The following is a 19,265-nucleotide window of genomic DNA, read 5'->3' on the forward strand; positions in this document are numbered from 1 at the left end:
GCCCAGCCGATGAATATTCGCAAAGCCTGCCTTTTCATGGCGCTGCTGATCCTTTCCGCCTGTTCCGAAAGCGAGGAACGCGGCGGCGACGAGGCCGTGGCCGTGGTTGCCGACAATCCCGTGATGCTGTCCGAGGTGTTGCAGGTGGAAGCCGTGGGTTCGGCGCGGGCAGCGACCTCTGCCGATATCTATCCCGAGACCGCCGGCCGGGTAACGGTCGTGCGCTTTACCGCGGGCGATTTCGTGCAGCGCGGGCAACCGCTGCTGGTGCTCGACAGCCGCCAGCAACGCCTGGCGGTGGAACTGGCCGAAGTTCAGGTGCAGGAAGCTTCACAGCTTCTGGCCCGCTATCGTCGGATCGAGGATACCGGCGCCATTTCCGACAGCCAGATCGAGGCCGGCGAAACCGCCCTCGCCTCCGCCCGCGTGGAATTGCAGCAGGCGCAGGAAGCACTGGCCGATCGCACGGTGCGCGCACCTTTCAGCGGGCACATCGGCCTGACCGAGATCGACATCGGCGACCGGGTCGGCCCCGACACCCTGATCGCCCAGCTGGACCAGCGCGGCACGCTCTTCGTAGATTTCCCCGCGCCGGAGGCCGCCTTCTCGCGCCTGTCGCCGGGCACCGTGGTGGAAGTGACGCCGTTCTCCGACCCGGACCGGACCGTGGAGGCGCGCATCGTGACGGTGGACAGCTCCATCGCCACCGATCAGCGCACCTTCACCGTCCGCACGGCCATCGACAATTCGGATGACACCCTGCGCCCCGGCATGAGTTTCCGCGTGCGCTTCGCCGGCTCCGGCGTGGTGCGCCCGGCCGTGCCGGAACAGGCCATCGTCTGGGGCGGCGAGGGTTCTTACCTGTGGCAGGTGGTGGACCGGGCGGCGCAGCGCGTGCCGCTCACCATCGTCTCGCGCCGGGATGGCATGGCGCTGGTCGATGCGGCCATCGGCGAGGACGATCTCGTGATCGTGGAAGGCGTGCAGAAGGTGCGCGAGGGACAGGCGGTAAACATCGTCCAGCCGCTGGAGCAGGCCGCACAGCCGGTCGAGCTTCGCGAACAGGCCGAGACGGAAGGCCCGCCCGAATGAAGGCCGACGTCAACGATCTCCCGCTGCTGGCGGTCAAGCGCCCGCTGCTGATCGGCGTGATGAACCTGCTGATCGTGCTGGCGGGGGTCGCTGCCTATTTCGGCATCGAGGTGCGCGAACTGCCCGATGTCGACCGTCCCATCGTCACCGTCAGCGCCAACCTGCCCGGCGCCGCGCCCGAGACGATGGATGCAGAGGTCACCAGCGTCCTCGAGAACGCCGTCGCGCGCGTCAGCGGTGTGCGCGAGATCCGCTCCTCCAGCGAGGAGAACAATTCGCGCATCCGGGTGGAATTCAACCCCGGCACCGATCTCGACGCGGTAGCCTCCGACGTGCGCGAGGCGGTTTCCCGCGTGACCCGTGACCTGCCCGACCGGGTGGAGCAGGTGCGCGTGGTGAAAGCCGATTCCGATGCCCAGTCAATCCTGACGCTGGCTGTCTCCAGCAGGGCCTACGACACGGCGCAGCTTACCCAGATCGTGCAGAACGATATCATCCCCGAATTGCTGACGGCGGAGGGCGTTGCCAGCATCGAGGAATTCGGCTCCCGCCCGCTGCAACTGCGCGTCGCCATCGATCCGCAGCGGCTGAACCGCTTCGGCCTCACCATTTCCGACGTTGCCACCGCGCTCGAACGCGCGCCGTTCGACGTTCCGGTGGGCAGCTTCCGCAGCGACGCGCAGGAACTGATCGTGCGCGCCGAAGCCACGGCAGCCAACCCTGAACAGGTGAAGGACGTGGTGATCCAGGGCAGCACGCGCGTGGGCGACGTGGCCGAGGCCTACTTCGCGCCCGCCGATGCCACCAATTTCGTGCGCCTCAACGGAGAGCCTGTCATCGGGCTTGGCGTGATCCGACAGGCGGGATCGAATACCATCGAGATTTCCACGGCGGTGAACGAAGCGGTCGAGGAGGTGAACCAGCGGTTCGAGGACATCGATATCCGGGTGATCTCCGACGATGCCGAATTCATCAAGACGTCCGTCACCGAGGTGCTCATCACGCTGGGCTTCACCATCCTGGTGGTGGTCCTGACGATGCTGCTGTTCTTCGGCGCGCTCGGCCCCACGATCATACCCAGCACGTCCATCCCCGTCGCGCTGATGGGCGTGATCGCGGGCATCTGGCTGATGGGCTTCTCGGTCAACCTGCTTACCCTGCTGGCGCTGGTGCTGGCCACCGGCCTGATCGTGGACGATGCGATCGTGGTGCTGGAGAATGCCCAGCGCCTGCAGAAGAAAGGCTTCGGCAAGCGCGCCGCCGCCGTTCTGGGCACCCGGCAGGTGTTCTTCGCCGTGGTCGCCACCACTGCGGTGCTGGTGTCGGTGTTCGTGCCGATTTCTTTCCTGCCCTCGCAGGCCGGGCGCCTCTTCCGCGAATTCGGCTTCGTGCTGGCCGTCGCCGTTATCCTGTCCTCGTTCGTGGCTCTCTCGCTCGTCCCCGCCCTTGCCGCGAGGATCGACCTCACCGGCAAGGACGATGCGCCGGAAGGGCGGCTGCATGATTTTCGAGAATGGACCGCCAATATCGGAGTGGGTATTCGCGACCGCTATTCGAGCGCGCTGGGCCGGTGCCTTGGCAGGCCCTGGCTGACGGTGGGCATTTCCGTCGTGGTGGCCGGGGCCGCGGGGCTGCTCTACACCCAGCTGCAGAACGAACTGGTGCCGGACGAGGATCGCGGCTCCGTCAGCGTGTGGGCGCAAGGTCCGGACGGCGTGGGCCTCGATTTCATGGACCGCGAACTGGACGAGATCGAGGCCGTGCTCCAGCCGCTGGTGGACGAAGGCGTCATCACGTCGATGCTGTCCATCGTCGGGCGCTACGATCCCAACCGGGTGCAGGTGAACGCGCAACTGGTCGACTGGGGCGAGCGCGATGTGACGCAGACCGAAGTGGTCGAGCAGTTGCGCGAACCGCTGAACCAGCTCCCCGGCTCCCGCGTGAATGCCAGCGGGCGCGGCACCCTGAGCTTCGGCGGCGGCGGCAACGATACCGTCGAAGTCGCGCTGACCGGCGCGGAATACGAGGGCATTTACGAATCCGCCCGCGCGCTGGCCGAAGCCATCGACGCACAGTCCGACATCCTTTCCAACCCCGACATTTCCTACCAGCCGACCCAGCCGCAGATTTCCATGCAGATCGACCGTCGCAGCGCCGCCGACGTGGGCGTCGACCTCGACGATCTCTCGCTCACCCTGCGCGCTATGGTCGGCGGGGACGAAGTGGTGGACCTCAACGTGGGCGACCAGTCCATCCCGATCTTCCTCACCGCCGAAACGGTCTCCATCAGCAATCCCGAAGACCTGCGCAGCCTCTACGTGCGCGGCAACGGCGGGGCTCTCGTGCCGATTTCCAGCGTCACCACCATCGTGGAACAGGGTATCGCCGCAGAACTTGACCGCACCGAGCAGCGCCGCGCCATCGAACTGGAAGCCGCCATCGCGCCCGGCGTGGCACTGGCCGATGCCGTGGAGGAGATCGAGCGGCTGGCGGACGAGACCGTGGCCGACGATGTTGACGTGCTGCTGCAGGGCGAAGCGCAGTCGCTGGAAGAGACCGGCAACGACCTGCTGCTGACTTACCTGTTCGCGCTGGTGATCGTGCTGCTGGTGCTGGTGGCGCAGTTCGAAAGCGTGACGAGCGCGCTGGTTGCCATGCTCACCGTGCCCTTCGCCCTCGCCGCAGCCGTCTTCGCGCTGTTCGTGTCGGGCACCTCGCTCAACATCTATTCGCAGATCGGCCTCGTCATGCTGATCGGCCTGATGGCGAAGAACGGCATCCTGATCGTGGAGTTCGCAGACCAGTTGCGGCAGGAAGGGCGCGAGCTTCGCAAGGCCATCGAGGAAGCCGCCGCCATCCGCCTGCGACCGATTGCCATGACGCTGGTCTCCACTGTGATCGGCGCCGTGCCGCTGATCCTGGCGAGCGGCGCCGGGGCGGAAGCGCGCCAGTCGATCGGCTGGGTCATCTTCGGCGGGCTTGGCATCGCTGCCGTCTTCACCCTGTTCCTGACGCCTGTCATCTACATGGGTATCGCCCGCTTCGGACAGCCGCGCAGCGTGGACCTGGACCGCGTGCGCGAGGAGATCGACAGCGCGGACGAGGCAGCGGCGCTGTCGGCTACATGATGCGAGTTTTCTTGTTCCCTATAGCCAGCGCCCTGGCGCTCTCGGCCTGCGCCACGACGGTGCCGGAAGCGCCCGGCCCTGCCGATATCGCCATGCCGGCCGAATTCGCTGCCGACTACCGCCCGCCGGTGGACGAGGGCACTCGCTGGTGGGAGGGCTTCGACGATCCGCGTCTCGACGAACTGGTGGAGCGCGCGCTAGCCGCCAATCTCGACATTGCGACCACCCGCGAACGCCTCGCCGCCTCGCGCGCGCTGCTGTTGGCGGCGCGCGGGGACCGGCTGCCATGGGTGGCCGATGTCGGCATCGATGCGACAACGGGCGATGTGGGCGACACGCTTTCCGCAGGCGGGGTGGCGCTGTTCGATCCCGACATTTCGGGTCGCCTCTCGGCGCAGATCGAAGCCGCCGCCGCCCGCGCCGCCGCTGCCGAATACCTTGTCGCCGACAGGGAGCGGCTGGTCGCGGCCGAAGTCGCCCGGCAGTACATCGAATTGCGCCGCACCGGGGAGCGTCTCGTGCTGCTGAGCGAATCCACGCGGCTTCAGGAACAGACGCTACGGATCGTCACCCTGCGCTTCGAAGCGGGCCTTTCCGCCAATCTCGACGTGCGCCGCGCTGCTGCCGACCTTGCCCAGACGCGTGCGCAGAGCGGATTGCTGGAACTGCAACGCGCCCGCGCCGCCCATGCCCTTGCGGTGCTGACGGGCGACATGCCGCGCGAAGCTCCGCCGGTGGACGAGGAATCTGGTGCCGTGCCCGCCTTCGACGGTGGCCCCGCCATCGGCATGCCCGCAGACCTGCTGCGCCGCCGGCCGGACCTGCTGGTAGCCGAGGCCGACCTGCTGGAAGCCGCCGCAAACGTCGGGATCGAGCGTTCGGACCTGCTCCCATCGCTCACGATCAGCGGGCAGGTGCTGCTGGGAGACGGATCGTTCGGTGGCATCGTCTCCGATTTCCTCGGCAGCCTCGGCGCTGCGCTCGACCTGCCGCTGTTCGACGGCGGGCGGCGGCGCGCGGAAGTGGACGCGGCGCAATACGAATTGCAGGCGCGGTTCCTCGAATACCGGCAGGGTGTGCTGGGGGTGATGGCCGAAGTCGAGAACGCGCTGGTCGGGATCGAGTCCTATTCCAACCGCAATGCCGACCTGCAGCAGGCCATTGCCGAGAGCGAACGCGCTTTCGAGCAGTCCAATGCGCTTTACCGCGAGGGCCTTGCCAGCCTGTTCGACGTGCTCGATTCCCAGCGCCAGCTCATCAGCAGCCGCCAATCGCTGATCGACAGCGAGGCGGCGCTGGCCGCGTCCTACATCGACCTCTATTCAGCGGTGGGCGCGCAATAGCTCAGCGGCCGCTGAGCGGAACGCTGGCGCACGGATCGCCGTACATCGCGCCATTGTCGATGCAGAAGAACGCTTCGGAGTTCCACTCGGCGGGCCGGTCTCCCTTGGCATCGCCGACGTAGGCCAGCGCGACCGTATCCGGATAGCCTTGCACTTCAAGCATGTCCGGCACCAGCGCGAACCGCGCCTCTTTCGAACTTGGCGCTTCGGGGGAAGCCCTTGTCAGCAGCACTCGGAAATCGCGACCGCGCAGCAATCCGAGTTTTGCCAGATTGACCTCTGTCGCCAGCTGTTCGGTATCGCGCCGGTTGGTGACGAAGACGACGTGGCCTCCTGCGCTATTGACGTAATTCACGAATGCGATGGCGCCCGGCACGGCGGTCGCCGCTTCCTGCTGGGTCCAGTCGAACCACGTGTCGGATTGATAGCTGGTGCCCGTCCGGTCCAGCTGGACCTGGTAGGCAACATTATTCATCACCGTCTCGTCCAGATCGAGCACGACGTACCAGCTCCCGTCGGGCCGCTCGCCTTCCACCGCATCGGTGTGCTGCGTGGCCTCTGCGAAGACTTCCCGCGCTTCACTTGCCCAGTCGTCAGAGTTCAGCACCCACGCGGTGCCCGGCTTCAACTCGGTCACGGGCTCCATGCCGCCGGTATGTGTGCAGGCGGCAAGGCCCAGGCAGACCAGCGAAGCGGCGAGTTTGACAAGCTTGGTCATGGTGTGATTCCGTTTGATAAAAGGCTCCACGCCTCTCGCATCCGGGCTGCGCGGATACAACTGCAATCGGGAGCGATGCGAAAATGCGAGCGGTCGACGTCGCTTGCCGCAAGAGACTTCAATTCGCAACGTGTTGCTGCCAATGGCCAAGGCATAGCCAACTGACGGGATCGACCGCGTGACTCATCGGAATGAAAAGTTGATGGAAACCACCCGCCGCACCCTGCTGCGCGGCTTCGGCGCTGCTGCGGTGTCGGCCTTCGGTTTCCTGCCCGCCGCCCGCGTGCTGGCCGCGCCCGTATTCCGTGATTACCCCTTCCAGCTTGGCGTTGCCGCAGGCGATCCCGCGCCGGATGGCTTCGTGATCTGGACCCGGCTGGCGACGCAGCCGCTGGAGATCGACTACGGCTTGCCCGCCGCCGCGATCGAGGTGAACTGGGAAGTTGCCGCGGACGACCGCTTCCGCGAGGTGGTGCAGACAGGCACGGCCCTCGCGCGGCCCGAGCTCGGCCATAGCGTGCACGTGGAAGTTGGCGGGCTGCAACCCAATCGCCCCTACTGGTATCGCTTCACTAGCGGGCGCGAACGCAGTCTGTGGGGCCGCGCGATGACCCTGCCCGCGCCGGGCCAGCCGCTGGATCGCGTGCGTTTCGGCGTGGCCGGGTGCCAGCATTACGAGCAGGGCTATTACACTGCGCACCGCCATCTCGCCGCCGAAGAACCCGATTTCGTCTTCTGCTACGGCGACTACATCTACGAAGGCCGCTCCAACCGGGTGTGGAACGGCGGGGAAATGGGCCCGCTGGAAAACGTGCGCCAGTACGAGGGCGACGAGCTTTACACCCTTGGCGACTACCGTCGGCGCTACGCGCAGACGAAGATGGATACGGACCTGCAAGCGGCCCACGCGGCTGCGCCGTGGTTCATGACCTGGGACGATCACGAGATCGACAACAACTGGGTCGGCGATATCGACCAGGACGGCACGCCGCCTGCCATCTTCGCGCTGCGCAAGCAGTCTGCCATGCAGGCCTATTACGAGAACATGCCGCTGCGCGCGTCGTCGATGCCTGCGGGCACGCGGATGCAGCTTTACCGGCAGGCGCGATACGGCGACCTGCTGGATCTGAACCTGCTCGACACGCGCCAGTACCGGTCCGACCAACCCTGCGACGACCGCTGGGGCGTGCCGTGCGAGGCTATCGACAGGCGCGATGCCGTAGTGTTGGGCGGCGCGCAGGAGGAATGGCTGATGGGCCGCCTGCGCGCATCGGACGCTCGGTGGCAGGTGCTGGCGCAGCAGATCATGATGATGGACCTCGACCGCACGCCCGGCGATCCTCGCACCGAAAACCTCGACAGCTGGGCCGGCTACCGCGAACCGCGCCGCCGTTTGCTGGAGGCCGTGCGCGAACAGGGGCGTGGCAACGTCGTGGTGCTGACGGGCGACGAGCACCAGAACTACGCCGGGGAACTGCACGTGGACGGAAAGGCTCCCGGCCCGCGCCCGATTGCCACCGAATTCGTCGCGACCTCGATCACCTCGGGCGGCAACGGCGTGGACCAGCGCGGTGACACGGTGGCGATCCAGCAGGAAAACCCGCAACTCAAGTGGCACAACGCCCAGCGCGGCTACGTGATGTGCGAGGTGACGCCGGATCTCTGGACGACGAAGTTCCGGACCATCGATTCCGTGACCGACCGTGGCGGCGAAATCCGCACGCGGATGACGATGACGGTCGAGAACGGGCGACCGGAATCTTTGGCCGAAGCCTGATCAGTCCTTGTCGAAAACGAAGGCGGCGGGCAGCAGCGCACCGATCGTGGTGGTGACCGCGTTGCCGCCTGAATGATCGCAGCACACGACTTCGATATCGCGGCCTGAAAGACCCGCCGCTTCCTGGATCGCCTGACGGCACCCGCCGCAGGGCATCACCGCTTCGCCCGTCTCCCCGTCCCGCGCGCTGCGAGGGCCGCCGACAACGACGATACGCGAAACCTTGCCGAGGCCGAAAGCGACTTGCGCCGCGGCCAGCGCGGATTGTTCCGCGCAGACGCCCAGCCGGTAACAGCCGTTTTCCATGTTGGCGCCCCGCGCGATTTCGCCGTCCTCGCTTTCGACCGCGCAGCCGACGAGAAAATCCGAATAGGGCGCATGCGCCTTGGCGCGCGCTTCGATGGCAGCTTCGATCAGTTTCCCGTTCATGCCGCGAGGCCCTTTCGCGGCGCATCCAGCCGCCGCGCCACGGCGACCGCTCCCAAGATCAGGAACGGCACCAGCACGAAGGACAGAACGATCTTGGCAATGGCCTGCCCCACCAGCAGGCTGCCGATGGGAAACTCGCCGTAGAAAGCCAGGGTGATGAAAATCAGCGTGTCGACCGCCTGGCTGATGGCGGAAGCCACCGCCCCGCGAACCATCAGGCCAAAGCCTCCCCCTTGCCTGCCCTTCCCGCGCAGCTTGTCGAAAATCCACACATTCAGCAGCAGCGACACACCGTAAGCCACCGGCCCCGCCGCCATGATGCGCGGCGTCTGTCCATGCACGCGCTCGAACGCGGCGAGGTTTTCGGCCGGCATGTCCGGCGATGCGGGCAGCAGCAGGACGAGGCCGATCAGTGCGACCGAGAACGCCAGCGGCAGGAAACCCCATAACACCAGCCGATCCGCCGCTGCCTTGCCGTGGAGCTGAGAGACCGCGCTGGAAATCACCACCAGGAGCAGGAAAGCAAGGATGCCGCTCTCCACCACCAGCGGGCCAATGGCGAACTGCTTGTAGGCGAGAACGCCCGCGATAACGGTCATGCCGCCATACAGCAGCGAGAGCACGAAGAATGATCGCGGCTGCGAATCGGTGGGCGATACCGGGGGCGAGTCAGGCGATGAATGACGATCCATGGAAGGTGGCTATTCAACCGACCGCGCAAATGGAAGGGGGTGGGAAGATATTCACAGGCAGGAAATTTCAATTGAAAGGATCGTGACAGGCGGGCAATGTGTGCACCTGCACCAAATTTCAGGAGAAGCCGTGCCTCCCCAACTGATCTCGCTTGCGGGGATCGCAGTGATCCTCCTGCTCGCCTTCCTGCTTTCGAACGCCAAGCGCCAGATCAGCCTTCGCATCGTCGGCTCCGCCTTTGCGTTGCAGGCTGCGATTGCTGCACTGGTGCTGCGGACCGACTGGGGCGCGGCGGTGATCCGCACCATGGCTGATGGCGTCGCCGCGCTGCTGTCATACGCAGATGCGGGCACGCAGTTCCTGTTCGGCAGCAACGAGGCGAACCCCCTGTCCAACACTTTCGCACTCGGCGCGCTGCCGGTGATCGTGTTCTTCGCCTCGCTGGTATCGATCCTCTATCACGTTGGCGTGATGCAGCGGCTGGTGCGCTGGCTGGGCGGCGCGATCGGCTGGATCACCGGCATCTCCAAGGTCGAATCGCTGGGATCGGCGGCGAACATCTTTGTCGGCCAGTCGGAAAGCCCGCTGGTGGTGCGCCCCTACTTGGCCGCACTGTCACCCTCGCGCCTGTTCACCCTGATGACCGTGGGCATGGCCGGTGTCGCGGGCACGATCCTTGCCGCCTATGCCGGGTTGCTGGGGCCTGCCTACCTCCCCGTCCTGCTGGCCGCTGCCTTCATGTCGGCACCCGGCGGCATCCTGATGGCGAAGATCATCATGCCCGACACCGGTGAGCCTTCCCCCGAAGCCGAGGGCGAACTGGCCCTGCCGCAAGGCCGGATAAGCTCCGAAGGCCCAGCAGCCCTGACCGAAGGCGAAGTGCCGCACGAAGTGGAAGCCGCAGCGCATTTCGATGAGCACGGCCGCGCGGCCAACATCATCGAGGCCGCAGCGCAAGGTGCGCAGACCGGTCTCAGGCTCGCTGTCGCCGTGGGCGCGATGGTCCTGACCTTCGTGGCCCTCATCGCTCTCGCCAACGGTATCCTTGGCGGTATCGGCGGCTGGTTTGGCATGCCGGACCTTTCGTTCCAGCAGATCCTCGGCTGGGTTTTCGCCCCGATCATGTTCCTGATCGGTGTGCCATGGGCAGAGGCCGGAACGGCGGGCGGCCTGTTCGGCACAAAGATCGTGCTCAACGAATTCGTCGCCTTCATCGACCTGGGGGCGCTGGAAGACGGCACCCTCGCCCCGCGCACCGCGGCCATCGTCACTTTCGCCCTGTGCGGCTTCGCCAATTTCAGCTCCATCGCCATCCAGATGGCCGTCACCGGCGGGCTGGCCCCGAACCAGCGCCCGGTCATCGCCAAGCTGGGCATCAAGGCGCTGGCCGCCGGTTCGCTCGCCAACCTGATGAGCGCGGCGCTGGCCGGCCTGTTTCTCCCTCTCTAGGTTCCCGTCATGGATAATATCGCCACCATTTCCCTGTCCCGCCCCGTCGCCCAGATTGCCGACGACCTTGGCCGCAGCTTCGCCGAATATGGATTCGCCATCGTGCGCGATCACGGCATCGATCAGGACCTGATCGACCGCGCCGAGAAAATGGCCCGCCGCTTCTTCGACCTGCCGCTGGAAACCAAGCGCGCCTACCACCTGGAAGGCGGCGGCGGCGCGCGTGGCTACACGCCGTTCGGCACCGAGATCGCCAAGGATGCCACGGTCCACGACCTGAAGGAATTCTGGCACGTGGGCCGCAGCCTGCCAGACGGCCACCCCCTGTCGGACGTGATGCCGCCCAATCTGTGGCCCGCCGAACTGCCCGAATTCCGCGAGACTTTCGAGGAACTGTTCAGCGCCTTCGAGGCCACCGGCGCGCGCATCCTCAGCGCCATCGCGCTACACCTCGGACTGGAAGAGGACTGGTTCGAGCCGACCGTGAAGGACGGCAATTCGGTGATGCGCCTGCTGCATTACCCGCCCCTCCCCACTGACGCGCCCGAAGGCGCCATCCGGGCCGCCGCGCATGGCGACATCAACACCATCACCCTGCTGCTGGGGGCCGAGGAAGCCGGTCTCGAACTGCTCAACAAGCAGGGCGAATGGATGCCCGTGTCGCCGCCGCCCGGCGCGCTGGCCGTGAACGTTGGCGACATGCTGGACCGGCTGACGAACGGCAAGCTGCGCTCGACGACTCACCGCGTCGTCAATCCTTCGGGCGAGGCCGCCCGGCGTTCGCGCTATTCGATGCCGTTCTTCCTGCATTTCCGGCCCGACTTCCTGATCGAGCCGCTGCCGCAATGCGTGGATTCCGGCGAGACTCCGGAGCCGCCGATCCTGGCGCATGATTACCTGATGCAAAGGCTACGCGAAATCGGTTTGGCCTGATTTCCAAGGGGTTGGCTCGGCCGGCGATGTATCAAATCCATAGTGGTTTCAGACGCGACGGTGTTGCGCTGCCGCAACAATCCGACACGAATATGCTGCGTTGCAATAAACTGACTCCATTGTAACTGCACTGTCATGCCACTGGGGTTGTGGACGCCTGTCTGGAACTCCGCCTGCTTCTTGCGGTGAGTATGCCCAGCATCGCGCTCGGCATTGCCGCGCCTGCCCACGCGCAATCGACCGGTTCGACCGATTTCGAAGAGAACACCATTATCGTCACCGGTGCGCGCGACATCGACGTGGGCGGGATCCAGATCCCCGAGACGCCCCGCGCGAAGCAGGTGATCGACGAGGAACTGATTCGTCGCCAGCGTCCCGGCCAGTCGCTCAACGACATCGTGAACCTGGTTCCCGGCGTCAGCTTCCAGAACAACGACCCCTGGGGATCCTCGGGTGGTGGCTTCACCATCCGCGGCTTCGGCGCCGACCGCGTGTCGCAGACGCTGGACGGCATTCCGCTGAACGACAGCGGCAACTACGCCCTCTACACCAACCAGCAGGTCGATACCGAGGTGCTGTCCTCGATCAACGTGAACCTAGGCACCACCGACGTCGACAGCCCGACCGCTTCGGCTGCCGGCGGCACGATCAACATTCGCACGCGCGAGCCTTCGGATTTTGCAGCCGTCACCGCCACGGCCACCTATGGCCAGGTGCTGGCCAGCAACTCCACGAACACCGATTACTATCGCGGCTTCGCGATGTTCGACACCGGCGACATCACCGGCAACGGCCTGAAGGCCTTCGCGTCGCTGAGCTACACGAACTACGGCGTGCCCTACAATCCGTACGGCGAAATCGACAAGACCCAGTTCAACGCCCGTATCTGGCAGGACATCGGTGACAACGGCGACTTCATCTCGCTGACCGCCCACTACAACGAGAACGTCAACAACTTCGCGGGTTCGGAAAGCCTCGGCGCACTCGTCGCGCTTTCGGACGGCGACGTCCAGGAAGCTCTCGAGGAAGAAACCGGCCTGTCGGTCGGCGAAGCACGCTTCGAACTCTATCGCTTCAGCGGCGAATACCCCTGCACCGTGCCCAGCAACGTGCTGATCGGCGGTGGCGGCGAGAACGGCGAATCCGAGCGTTACGACGATCGTAATGGCTGCGGCGCCGCCTTCTACCGTCGCTACAACCCGTCACGCACCGGCAACCTGCGCGCGAACTCGCTGTTCACGCTGACCGACGACCTGACCTTCGCGATGGACGCAAGCTACCAGTACGTGAAGGCCAACGGTGGCGGACCCGACGATCTGCGTGAAGCGTTCTTCACGCCGTTCGGCACGGATTCCAACCTCGTCGGCGCGTTCAATGGCGGTTATTACTTCGGCCGTGACCTCAATGGCGACGGCGACATGCTGGACCGTATCGCCGGTAACGACCCGAGCCAGACCCGCACCGACCGTTTTGGCCTGGTTGCCAACCTCATCTACGATATCACTCCTGACCACACCGTTCGTGCAGCCTACACGCTGGATCACGCACGTCACCGTCAGACCGGTGAAATCACCACGATGCTGGCCAACGGCGAAATCCGCGACGTCTATGCCATCGACAGCCCGCTGCTGGCTGTTGACGGATACGAAGTGAACAAGCGTGACCGTCTGTCCTACGCAATCCTGAACCAGCTTTCGGCTGAGTACGCCGGTAACTTCGGCGATCTTTACGTGAACGCCGGCCTGCGTGTGCCGTTCTTCACCCGCGAGCTGAACCAGAACTGCTACACGACTTCGGAGAACGGCTTCGTCGACTGCCCGAACCCCGGTCAGGACCTGACGGCTTACGAAGCCGCCAACCCGGACTACGTGGCCCCGCTGTCGCGTGAGTACAACTACGACAAGGTCCTGCCTTCGTTCGGTGTGGTCTACAACTTCACCGGTGAAGTCTCGGCCTTCGCCAACTACAACATGGGCATCTCGGTACCCGGCACCGACCCGCTGTACGACTCGCTCTACATCCCCGAAGACGAGCGTGCCCGCCCGGTTCCGGAAACCACCGACAGCTTCGACCTGGGCCTCCGCTTCACCAGCGGACGCGTGCAGGCGCAGATTGCCGGCTGGTTCACCCGCTACGAAAACCGTCTGGCTTCGGCTTTCGACCCGACGGCGCGTAACGGCGAAGGTGCCACGGTGTTCCGTAACCTTGGCCAGGTCGACAAGTACGGTGTGGACGCTTCCGTGTCCTTTGCGCCGACCGACAACACGCTGCTCTATGTCTTCGGTTCGATCAACGAATCGGAAATCAAGGATGACGTGCAGACCGGTTTCGATGACGATGGCAACCCGGTGTTCGAACCGACTGCCGGAAACGCTGAATCGGGCACGCCGACCTACAGCTTCGGTGGCCGCGCCCAGGCGAACCTCGGCCCGGCCGAGCTCGGCATCCAGGCCAAGCTGACCGGTCCGCGCTGGATCAACGATCTGAACGAACTGAAGGCTCCGTCCTATACGCTGGTCGACCTTGACCTGCGTATCAACCTGGCGGAATTCGACAACGGCCAGACCGCTGCCCTGCAGCTGAACGTGACGAACATCTTCGATGAATACTACATCGGGTTCTTCGGCGGTTCGCTGGATGGCTTCGGCTTCGCCCAGATCGGCGCCCCGCGCGCTGCCAGCGTCTCGCTGCTGGTCGGCTTCTAAGGTTCAGCTAGCCTGAAACAAAAAGGGCGGCGGCATTCGAAAGAGTGCCGCCGCCTTTTCTTTGGCCGGAAGAGAAGTGAACCGCGTGGCTAGCGCAGCGGCGGTTCATCGAAACTGCGCAGCTTGCGGCTGTGGAAGCTGCCCGCTTCCTTGCTCAGCAAGGCCAGCGTCTCGATACCTATGCGCAAATGCTGGCTGATCGATTTCTCGTAGAAGGCGTTGGCCTGTCCCGGCAGCTTGATCTCGCCGTGCAGCGGCTTGTCCGACACGCACAGCAGCGTGCCGTAGGGTACGCGGAACCTGTAGCCCTGCGTCGCCACGGTGGCGGATTCCATGTCGATGGCCACCGCCCTGCTCTGGTTGAACCGGAGTGCGGAGCGGGTGAAATGCAGTTCCCAGTTGCGGTCGTCCGTCGTCACCACCGTGCCTGTGCGAAGGCGGCGCTTCAACTGCTCGTCGCTGTCCCCGGTGATGCGCCGGGCCGCTTCGAACATGGCGGTCTGAACCTCGGCAATCGGCGGCACGGGGATCTCGGGCGGCAGCGCGCTGTCGAGCACGTTGTCGTCGCGCAGGTAGGCGTGGGCCAGCACGTAGTCGCCGATGGTCTGGCTGGGCCGCAACCCGCCGCAGTGGCCGATCATCAGCCAAACCTCGGGTCGCAGCACGGCGATGTGGTCGCAGATCGTCTTGGCGTTTGACGGGCCGACGCCGATGTTCACCAGCGTGATGCCCGAATTGTCCTTCCCGATCAGGTGGTAGGCGGGCATCTGGTGCCTGCGCCACGTGCCGCCCGTCACCCTGTCGCGCGCGCCCTCCAGATCGTCTCGCTCGATCACCACGCCGGGGGCGGAGAAGCGTTCGAAACGACTGTCGGGATCGGCCAGCTCCGCCAATGCAAGATCGATGAATTCCTCGACGTAGCGGATATAGTTCGTGAACAAGACATAGCGCTGCACGTGCCCGGCGGGCGTGCCGGTGTAGTGCCGCAGGCGTGCAAGGCTGAAATCGGTGCGCAGGGCATCGAACAGCGAGAGCGGGCGGTGGCCGCCTTCGGGCTGCATCCACGTGCCGTCGATCACCTCGTCCCCGATGCTGACGAGGTCCGACGCGGGGAAATGCCGCGTCAGTTCGGTGCTGCTGGCCTGGTTCAGGTCCGGCGCGAGGCCATCCAGTACGTACTGGTAGGGTATCTCCTGCGCCGACCGGCCGACCTGCAGTTCGACATCGTAATCGCTGACGAGGTGCTGCAACTGGTCTTTCAGGTAGGGCCTGAAAATGCGCGGCTCGGCAATCGAGCTGGAGTAGGTGCCGGCCTGGTTCAGCCGTGCATAGGACCGCGCGGGATAGGCAATGCCCTCATCGCTTGCGAAGTTGAGCGTGAGCTGCGGATAGGCGAAGATGCCCGCTTCCCGGTCTGCAGGGTCGGGCGCTTCGCGCGTCTTCCCGTAAGCGCGCAGGGCAGACACGAGGTTCTGCCGCGACCTGTCGTAGATGGCTTCGAGTTCGTCGAGGATGCCGTCGATCTGTTCAAGGGTAGTTGCCACGCGTCTTCCCTTCACGAACCGGCTTGCGCGGAAGTGTCGGCCGCATCGTCGGCAAACACCTGATCGAGGAAGGCTGCAAGGCGCACGCCCGATTGCGCCAGGCGCTGTTCGACAGGCCCGACCCACTCCCAGTGATAACGATAGCGCAGTATCGCGGGTGCCTCGAAGGTGCCCATGCCTGCTTCACCCCCCGTCGAAGGGTAGATCTCGTCCCGAAGTGCAGTGCTTTCGGCAATCCAGGTTGCGGGGTCGGCATCCCACCAGTCGAGGACTTCCTGAGGGCCGACGCGGCGTTCGAGACGCTCGGCATATTCGCTGTAGGAAAGCTGCTGGCGAAGGATCATGCCTTCGTCCCAGACCCAGTGCAAATTCGTCTGCATATCGAACCAGTCGACGATGAAATCGTTGCCGCCGCGATCGCTGCCGTTCCCGGCATGCAAGGGCTGGTGCAGATCGGACACGATATGGACGATAAACCGAAGCGCCAGCGCCCGGTCTTCCTGCGAGGCGGTCTCGTCACGCAGGGTCGCCGCGAACCCTTCGAGCGCGGTCAGCGCATCGCCCTCTGGCGGGTGGACCATCGTCTCGACATCGGTCCCCGGCGGCAGCGTGACATAGTGGAACGGCGAGGCGGTTTCCTGCCAGAATGGCGAGGGGTTCGAACGTTCCTCGTCAGGCCAGGTGCTCGCCTCGGGCAGGCCCTCGTGCGCGAGGATCTTCTCGATCTCGGCGCGGGTCTTCCCGCTGATGTTGTCTTCGGCAATCTCGGCGCTGATCCGGTGGCCTATCGGCCCCCACGCCTGTGCGGGGGAGGACAGGCCGAGGAGTGAAAGTAGCAATAATGCTGGGAGTTTCGTGTTCATTCCTGCCCGCTATAGCGGACATGTGGCAGGAAAGTGAAGCGCCTGTTGGCAGCGTGTTCAGGAGGCTTTGCCGGCACGCTGAAGCAGTCGCTTCGCCTGCACCAGATGCGGCCTGTCGATCATCTTGCCGTCAAGCTGGAGAGCGCCCGCGTCCGGCTGCTTGGCGAAAGCGTCGACGATGGCCCGCGCGTGGGCGATTTCCGCTTCGCTCGGCTCGAAGGCATCGTTGATGATGGGCACCTGTGCCGGATGGATTGCCATCATGCCGGTGAAGCCATCGCGCCGCCCTCGCGCGGCATAGGCGGCTAGGCCATCGGTATCCCTGATGTCCGGATAGACCGTTTCGATCGCGGGAATACCGGCCGCATGCGCGCCCAGCAGCGTGAGGCTGCGCGCCATCTCGTATGGCGCAGTGTAGCTCCCGTCGTCTTCGCGCGAAGTGGCCGCGCCCATGGCCGCTGGCAAGTCTTCCGCGCCCCAGGTGAGACCCATCAGCGGGGTGGTGACTTCCCGGTAGGACCCGAGTTCGAAAATGGCGGCGGGCGTTTCGGTCGCAATCGGCAGGATCGGAATCGCGGCGCCATCCATCATCCGCGCCAATCGCTCGACACTCGCTGCCCCCTCGGCCTTGGGCAGCATTATGCCAGCGGGAGGATGCGGCAGGGCGGCGGCCAGATCGCTTTCCGTATCTCCGCTGCCGAGCGGATTGACCCGCACGATCACCGGCACGTCGCCCGGCGATTGCAGGAATTCGGCCACGGCCTCCCTGCCCTTCGGCTTGCTGACCGGAGCGACGGAGTCCTCCAGATCGATAATGATCGCATCGGCCCCGCTCGCCGCCGCCTTGGCAAAGCGTTCGGGCCGGTCGGCGGGAACGAAGAGCAGGCTGCGCATTCTCACGCCTGGCTGCCCTTGATAAGCGCCATGCGCAGGCATTCGCACACCACTTCGTCCCGCTGGTTGAGCAGGCGGTGCCTGAACGTGACGATGCCGGAGCCGGGGCGCGATTTGCTGTCGCGCTTGTCCACCACTTCGGTTTCGGCGCGCAGGGTATCGCCCAGGAATGTCGGCTTGGGATGCACCAGCTTGTCATAGCCAAGGTTGGCCACCAGCGTGCCCAGCGTGGTGTCGCCCACGCTCAGCCCCACCATCAGCGCGAAGGTAAACGTGCCGTTGACGAGGATCTGACCGAATTCGCTTTCGCTCGCCGCCTGCGCATCGAGGTGGAGCGGCTGCGGATTGTGCGTCATGGTGGAGAACAGCAGGTTGTCCGTCTCTGTCACCGTGCGACGAATTTCGTGGGCGATGGTTTCTCCCACCCGCCACTCGTCGAAAAACTTGCCTGCCATCTATGCTCGACCCTTTTTCGTTGAAGTCAGAGCGCCTCTACTACCGTGACGTTGGCGATCCCGCCACCTTCGCACATGGTTTGCAGGCCATAGCGCCCGCCCCGCGCCTTCAGCGCATGGATCAGAGTAGCCATCAACTTCGTGCCCGTCGCGCCCAGCGGGTGGCCAAGAGCTATCGCGCCTCCGTTGACGTTAAGCTTCGCCGGATCGGCATCCATCACCTGCAACCATGCCATCGGCACCGAGGCAAACGCTTCGTTCACTTCGAACAGGTCGATATCGTCCAGGGTCATCCCGGACTTGGCCAGTGCCTTGCGCGTTGCCGGAATCGGTTCTTCCAGCATGATGACCGGGTCGCCCGCGCTTACCGAGAAGTGATGCAGCCGAGCCAGCGGCGTGAGACCGTAGTCCTTGAGCGCCTGCTCGCTCACCACCAGCACGCCCGATGCGCCGTCCGTCATCTGGCTGGCATTTGCTGCCGTAATTGATCCGCCTTCGCTGATGGGCGGGATCTCGCCCATCTTCTCCATCGTGCCACCGCGGCGCACGCCCTCGTCGGTTTCAACCATGCCGTTCCCCGTGTCGACCGGGACGATCTCTGCCTCGAAAGCGCCGCTGTCGATTGCGGCGGCCGCCTTGCGGTGGCTTTCCAGGGCGAAGGCATCCATCGCTTCGCGCGTGAAGCCGTACTTGTCGGCGATGGCCTGCGCGCCGTGGAACTGGCTGAACTGCTTCACCCCGAATCGACGCTGGATCGACGGCGGCCAAGGGCCGATGCCTATCCCGTTCTGCTGGTGCAACTGCCAGTTCGACCCCATCGGGACGCGCGTCATGCTTTCCGCACCGGCCGCAATGACCACGTCCTGCGTGCCCGACATCACCGCCTGCGCAGCGAATTGCAGGGCCTGCTGCGACGAGCCGCATTGGCGGTCGATCGTCACGGCCGGCGTCGTCTCGGGCAGCGTTGAGGCTAGCACACAGTTGCGCCCGAACGCGAAGGCCTGCTCGCCCGCTTGCGTGACGCAGCCAAGGATCACGTCCTCGATAGCCTGCGGATCGATGCCGGTGCGACCGACCAGCGCATCGAGCACCGTCGCGCCAAGGTCGGCAGGATGGACGTCCACCAGGCCACCCTTGCGCGCGCGGCCTCCGGGAGTGCGGACCGCGTCTACGATGTACGCCTCGGCCATAACGTTTCCCTTCTCATAAACCGGGAGTGTGCAGCCGTGTAACGGCAACCAC

The 19,265-nt window shown here is 65.1% G+C and carries 15 protein-coding genes; 7 read left to right on the plus strand and 8 right to left on the minus strand.

The annotated features are described in order from the left end of the window. The first annotated feature begins 9 nt into the window (after positions 1-9). The 3 genes from ABFX23_RS07650 to ABFX23_RS07660 are packed head-to-tail and all read left to right on the plus strand — an operon-like array spanning position 10 to position 5,563. Entirely contained in the window at positions 10-1,092 is a 1,083-nt protein-coding gene (locus ABFX23_RS07650) for an efflux RND transporter periplasmic adaptor subunit (RefSeq protein ID WP_346032493.1), read from the plus strand. Further along, a complete protein-coding gene (locus ABFX23_RS07655) occupies positions 1,089-4,220 on the plus strand; it encodes an efflux RND transporter permease subunit (protein ID WP_346032494.1) in 3,132 nt (1,043 codons plus the stop codon). The genes ABFX23_RS07650 and ABFX23_RS07655 overlap by 4 nt, the downstream gene beginning before the upstream one ends. Next, positions 4,217-5,563, plus strand: coding sequence for a TolC family protein (locus ABFX23_RS07660; protein ID WP_346032495.1), 1,347 nt, complete (start codon positions 4,217-4,219; stop codon positions 5,561-5,563). The genes ABFX23_RS07655 and ABFX23_RS07660 overlap by 4 nt, the downstream gene beginning before the upstream one ends. A gap of 1 nt (position 5,564) precedes the next feature. Here the strand turns inward: ABFX23_RS07660 and ABFX23_RS07665 are convergent, their stop codons facing one another. Next, positions 5,565-6,281 (minus strand): HAD family acid phosphatase, encoded by a 717-nt coding sequence (locus ABFX23_RS07665; protein WP_346032496.1) that lies wholly within the window; start codon positions 6,279-6,281, stop codon positions 5,565-5,567. 202 nt (positions 6,282-6,483) lie between these two features. On the opposite strand from ABFX23_RS07665, the gene ABFX23_RS07670 reads away from it, so the two are divergent. Further along, complete coding sequence (locus ABFX23_RS07670; RefSeq protein ID WP_346032497.1) at positions 6,484-8,058, plus strand: alkaline phosphatase D family protein; 1,575 nt, start codon at positions 6,484-6,486, stop codon at positions 8,056-8,058. Here the strand turns inward: ABFX23_RS07670 and ABFX23_RS07675 are convergent, their stop codons facing one another. Together ABFX23_RS07675 and ABFX23_RS07680 are read right to left on the minus strand one after the other, a co-directional pair. Then, positions 8,059-8,487 carry a cytidine deaminase gene (locus ABFX23_RS07675; protein ID WP_346032498.1) on the minus strand — a complete coding sequence of 143 codons (429 nt, stop codon included), beginning with the start codon at positions 8,485-8,487 and terminating at the stop codon, positions 8,059-8,061. Then, entirely contained in the window at positions 8,484-9,179 is a 696-nt protein-coding gene (locus tag ABFX23_RS07680; RefSeq protein WP_346032499.1) for a queuosine precursor transporter, read from the minus strand. Before ABFX23_RS07680 ends, ABFX23_RS07675 begins: the two co-directional genes overlap by 4 nt. A 130-nt stretch (positions 9,180-9,309) precedes the next feature. Here ABFX23_RS07680 and ABFX23_RS07685 point away from each other — a divergent pair, with 130 nt between their 5' ends. The 3 genes from ABFX23_RS07685 to ABFX23_RS07695 all read left to right on the plus strand — a co-directional run bounded on the left by ABFX23_RS07685 (position 9,310) and on the right by ABFX23_RS07695 (position 14,267). Next, positions 9,310-10,629, plus strand: a complete 1,320-nt coding sequence (locus tag ABFX23_RS07685) for a NupC/NupG family nucleoside CNT transporter (RefSeq protein ID WP_346032500.1) — start codon at positions 9,310-9,312, stop codon at positions 10,627-10,629. A 9-nt stretch (positions 10,630-10,638) separates the two neighbouring features. Continuing rightward, positions 10,639-11,562: an isopenicillin N synthase family dioxygenase gene (locus ABFX23_RS07690; RefSeq protein ID WP_346032501.1), complete on the plus strand. Its 924-nt coding sequence runs from the start codon at positions 10,639-10,641 to the stop codon at positions 11,560-11,562. Between the two features lie 191 nt (positions 11,563-11,753). Then, positions 11,754-14,267: a TonB-dependent receptor gene (locus ABFX23_RS07695; RefSeq protein ID WP_346032563.1), complete on the plus strand. Its 2,514-nt coding sequence runs from the start codon at positions 11,754-11,756 to the stop codon at positions 14,265-14,267. Between the two features lie 89 nt (positions 14,268-14,356). Here ABFX23_RS07695 and ABFX23_RS07700 read toward each other — a convergent pair whose 3' ends face one another. From ABFX23_RS07700 to ABFX23_RS07720, 5 genes are all read right to left on the minus strand, one after another. After that, on the minus strand, positions 14,357-15,811 hold the full coding sequence (locus tag ABFX23_RS07700; RefSeq protein ID WP_346032502.1) for an AMP nucleosidase: 1,455 nt from the start codon (positions 15,809-15,811) through the stop codon (positions 14,357-14,359). 11 nt (positions 15,812-15,822) lie between these two features. Next, positions 15,823-16,650 carry a S1/P1 nuclease gene (locus tag ABFX23_RS07705; protein WP_346032503.1) on the minus strand — a complete coding sequence of 276 codons (828 nt, stop codon included), beginning with the start codon at positions 16,648-16,650 and terminating at the stop codon, positions 15,823-15,825. An 81-nt stretch (positions 16,651-16,731) separates the two neighbouring features. Beyond that, the gene (locus tag ABFX23_RS07710; protein ID WP_346032504.1) at positions 16,732-17,574 is read right to left on the minus strand and encodes an HpcH/HpaI aldolase/citrate lyase family protein; all 843 of its coding nucleotides are present in this window, start codon (positions 17,572-17,574) and stop codon (positions 16,732-16,734) included. Next, positions 17,571-18,023: a MaoC family dehydratase gene (locus tag ABFX23_RS07715; protein ID WP_346032505.1), complete on the minus strand. Its 453-nt coding sequence runs from the start codon at positions 18,021-18,023 to the stop codon at positions 17,571-17,573. The genes ABFX23_RS07710 and ABFX23_RS07715 overlap by 4 nt, the downstream gene beginning before the upstream one ends. 26 nt (positions 18,024-18,049) lie before the next feature. Beyond that, complete coding sequence (locus ABFX23_RS07720; RefSeq protein WP_346032506.1) at positions 18,050-19,213, minus strand: acetyl-CoA C-acetyltransferase; 1,164 nt, start codon at positions 19,211-19,213, stop codon at positions 18,050-18,052. Between the last annotated feature and the right edge of the window lie 52 nt (positions 19,214-19,265).

Source organism: Erythrobacter westpacificensis, from assembly GCF_039542285.1.
GTDB classification, from domain to species: Bacteria; Pseudomonadota; Alphaproteobacteria; order Sphingomonadales; family Sphingomonadaceae; genus Alteraurantiacibacter; species Alteraurantiacibacter westpacificensis.

Excerpts from the sequence above, each read along its gene's own strand:
- ABFX23_RS07650 (WP_346032493.1), top strand. The coding sequence starts at position 10 with ATGAATATTCGCAAAGCCTGCCTTTTCATGGCGCTGCTGATCCTTTCC.
- ABFX23_RS07655 (WP_346032494.1), top strand. The coding sequence starts at position 1,089 with ATGAAGGCCGACGTCAACGATCTCCCGCTGCTGGCGGTCAAGCGCCCG.
- ABFX23_RS07660 (WP_346032495.1), top strand. The coding sequence starts at position 4,217 with ATGATGCGAGTTTTCTTGTTCCCTATAGCCAGCGCCCTGGCGCTCTCG.
- ABFX23_RS07665 (WP_346032496.1), bottom strand. The coding sequence starts at position 6,281 with ATGACCAAGCTTGTCAAACTCGCCGCTTCGCTGGTCTGCCTGGGCCTT.
- ABFX23_RS07670 (WP_346032497.1), top strand. The coding sequence starts at position 6,484 with ATGGAAACCACCCGCCGCACCCTGCTGCGCGGCTTCGGCGCTGCTGCG.
- ABFX23_RS07675 (WP_346032498.1), bottom strand. The coding sequence starts at position 8,487 with ATGAACGGGAAACTGATCGAAGCTGCCATCGAAGCGCGCGCCAAGGCG.
- ABFX23_RS07680 (WP_346032499.1), bottom strand. The coding sequence starts at position 9,179 with ATGGATCGTCATTCATCGCCTGACTCGCCCCCGGTATCGCCCACCGAT.
- ABFX23_RS07690 (WP_346032501.1), top strand. The coding sequence starts at position 10,639 with ATGGATAATATCGCCACCATTTCCCTGTCCCGCCCCGTCGCCCAGATT.
- ABFX23_RS07695 (WP_346032563.1), top strand. The coding sequence starts at position 11,754 with ATGCCCAGCATCGCGCTCGGCATTGCCGCGCCTGCCCACGCGCAATCG.
- ABFX23_RS07715 (WP_346032505.1), bottom strand. The coding sequence starts at position 18,023 with ATGGCAGGCAAGTTTTTCGACGAGTGGCGGGTGGGAGAAACCATCGCC.
- ABFX23_RS07720 (WP_346032506.1), bottom strand. The coding sequence starts at position 19,213 with ATGGCCGAGGCGTACATCGTAGACGCGGTCCGCACTCCCGGAGGCCGC.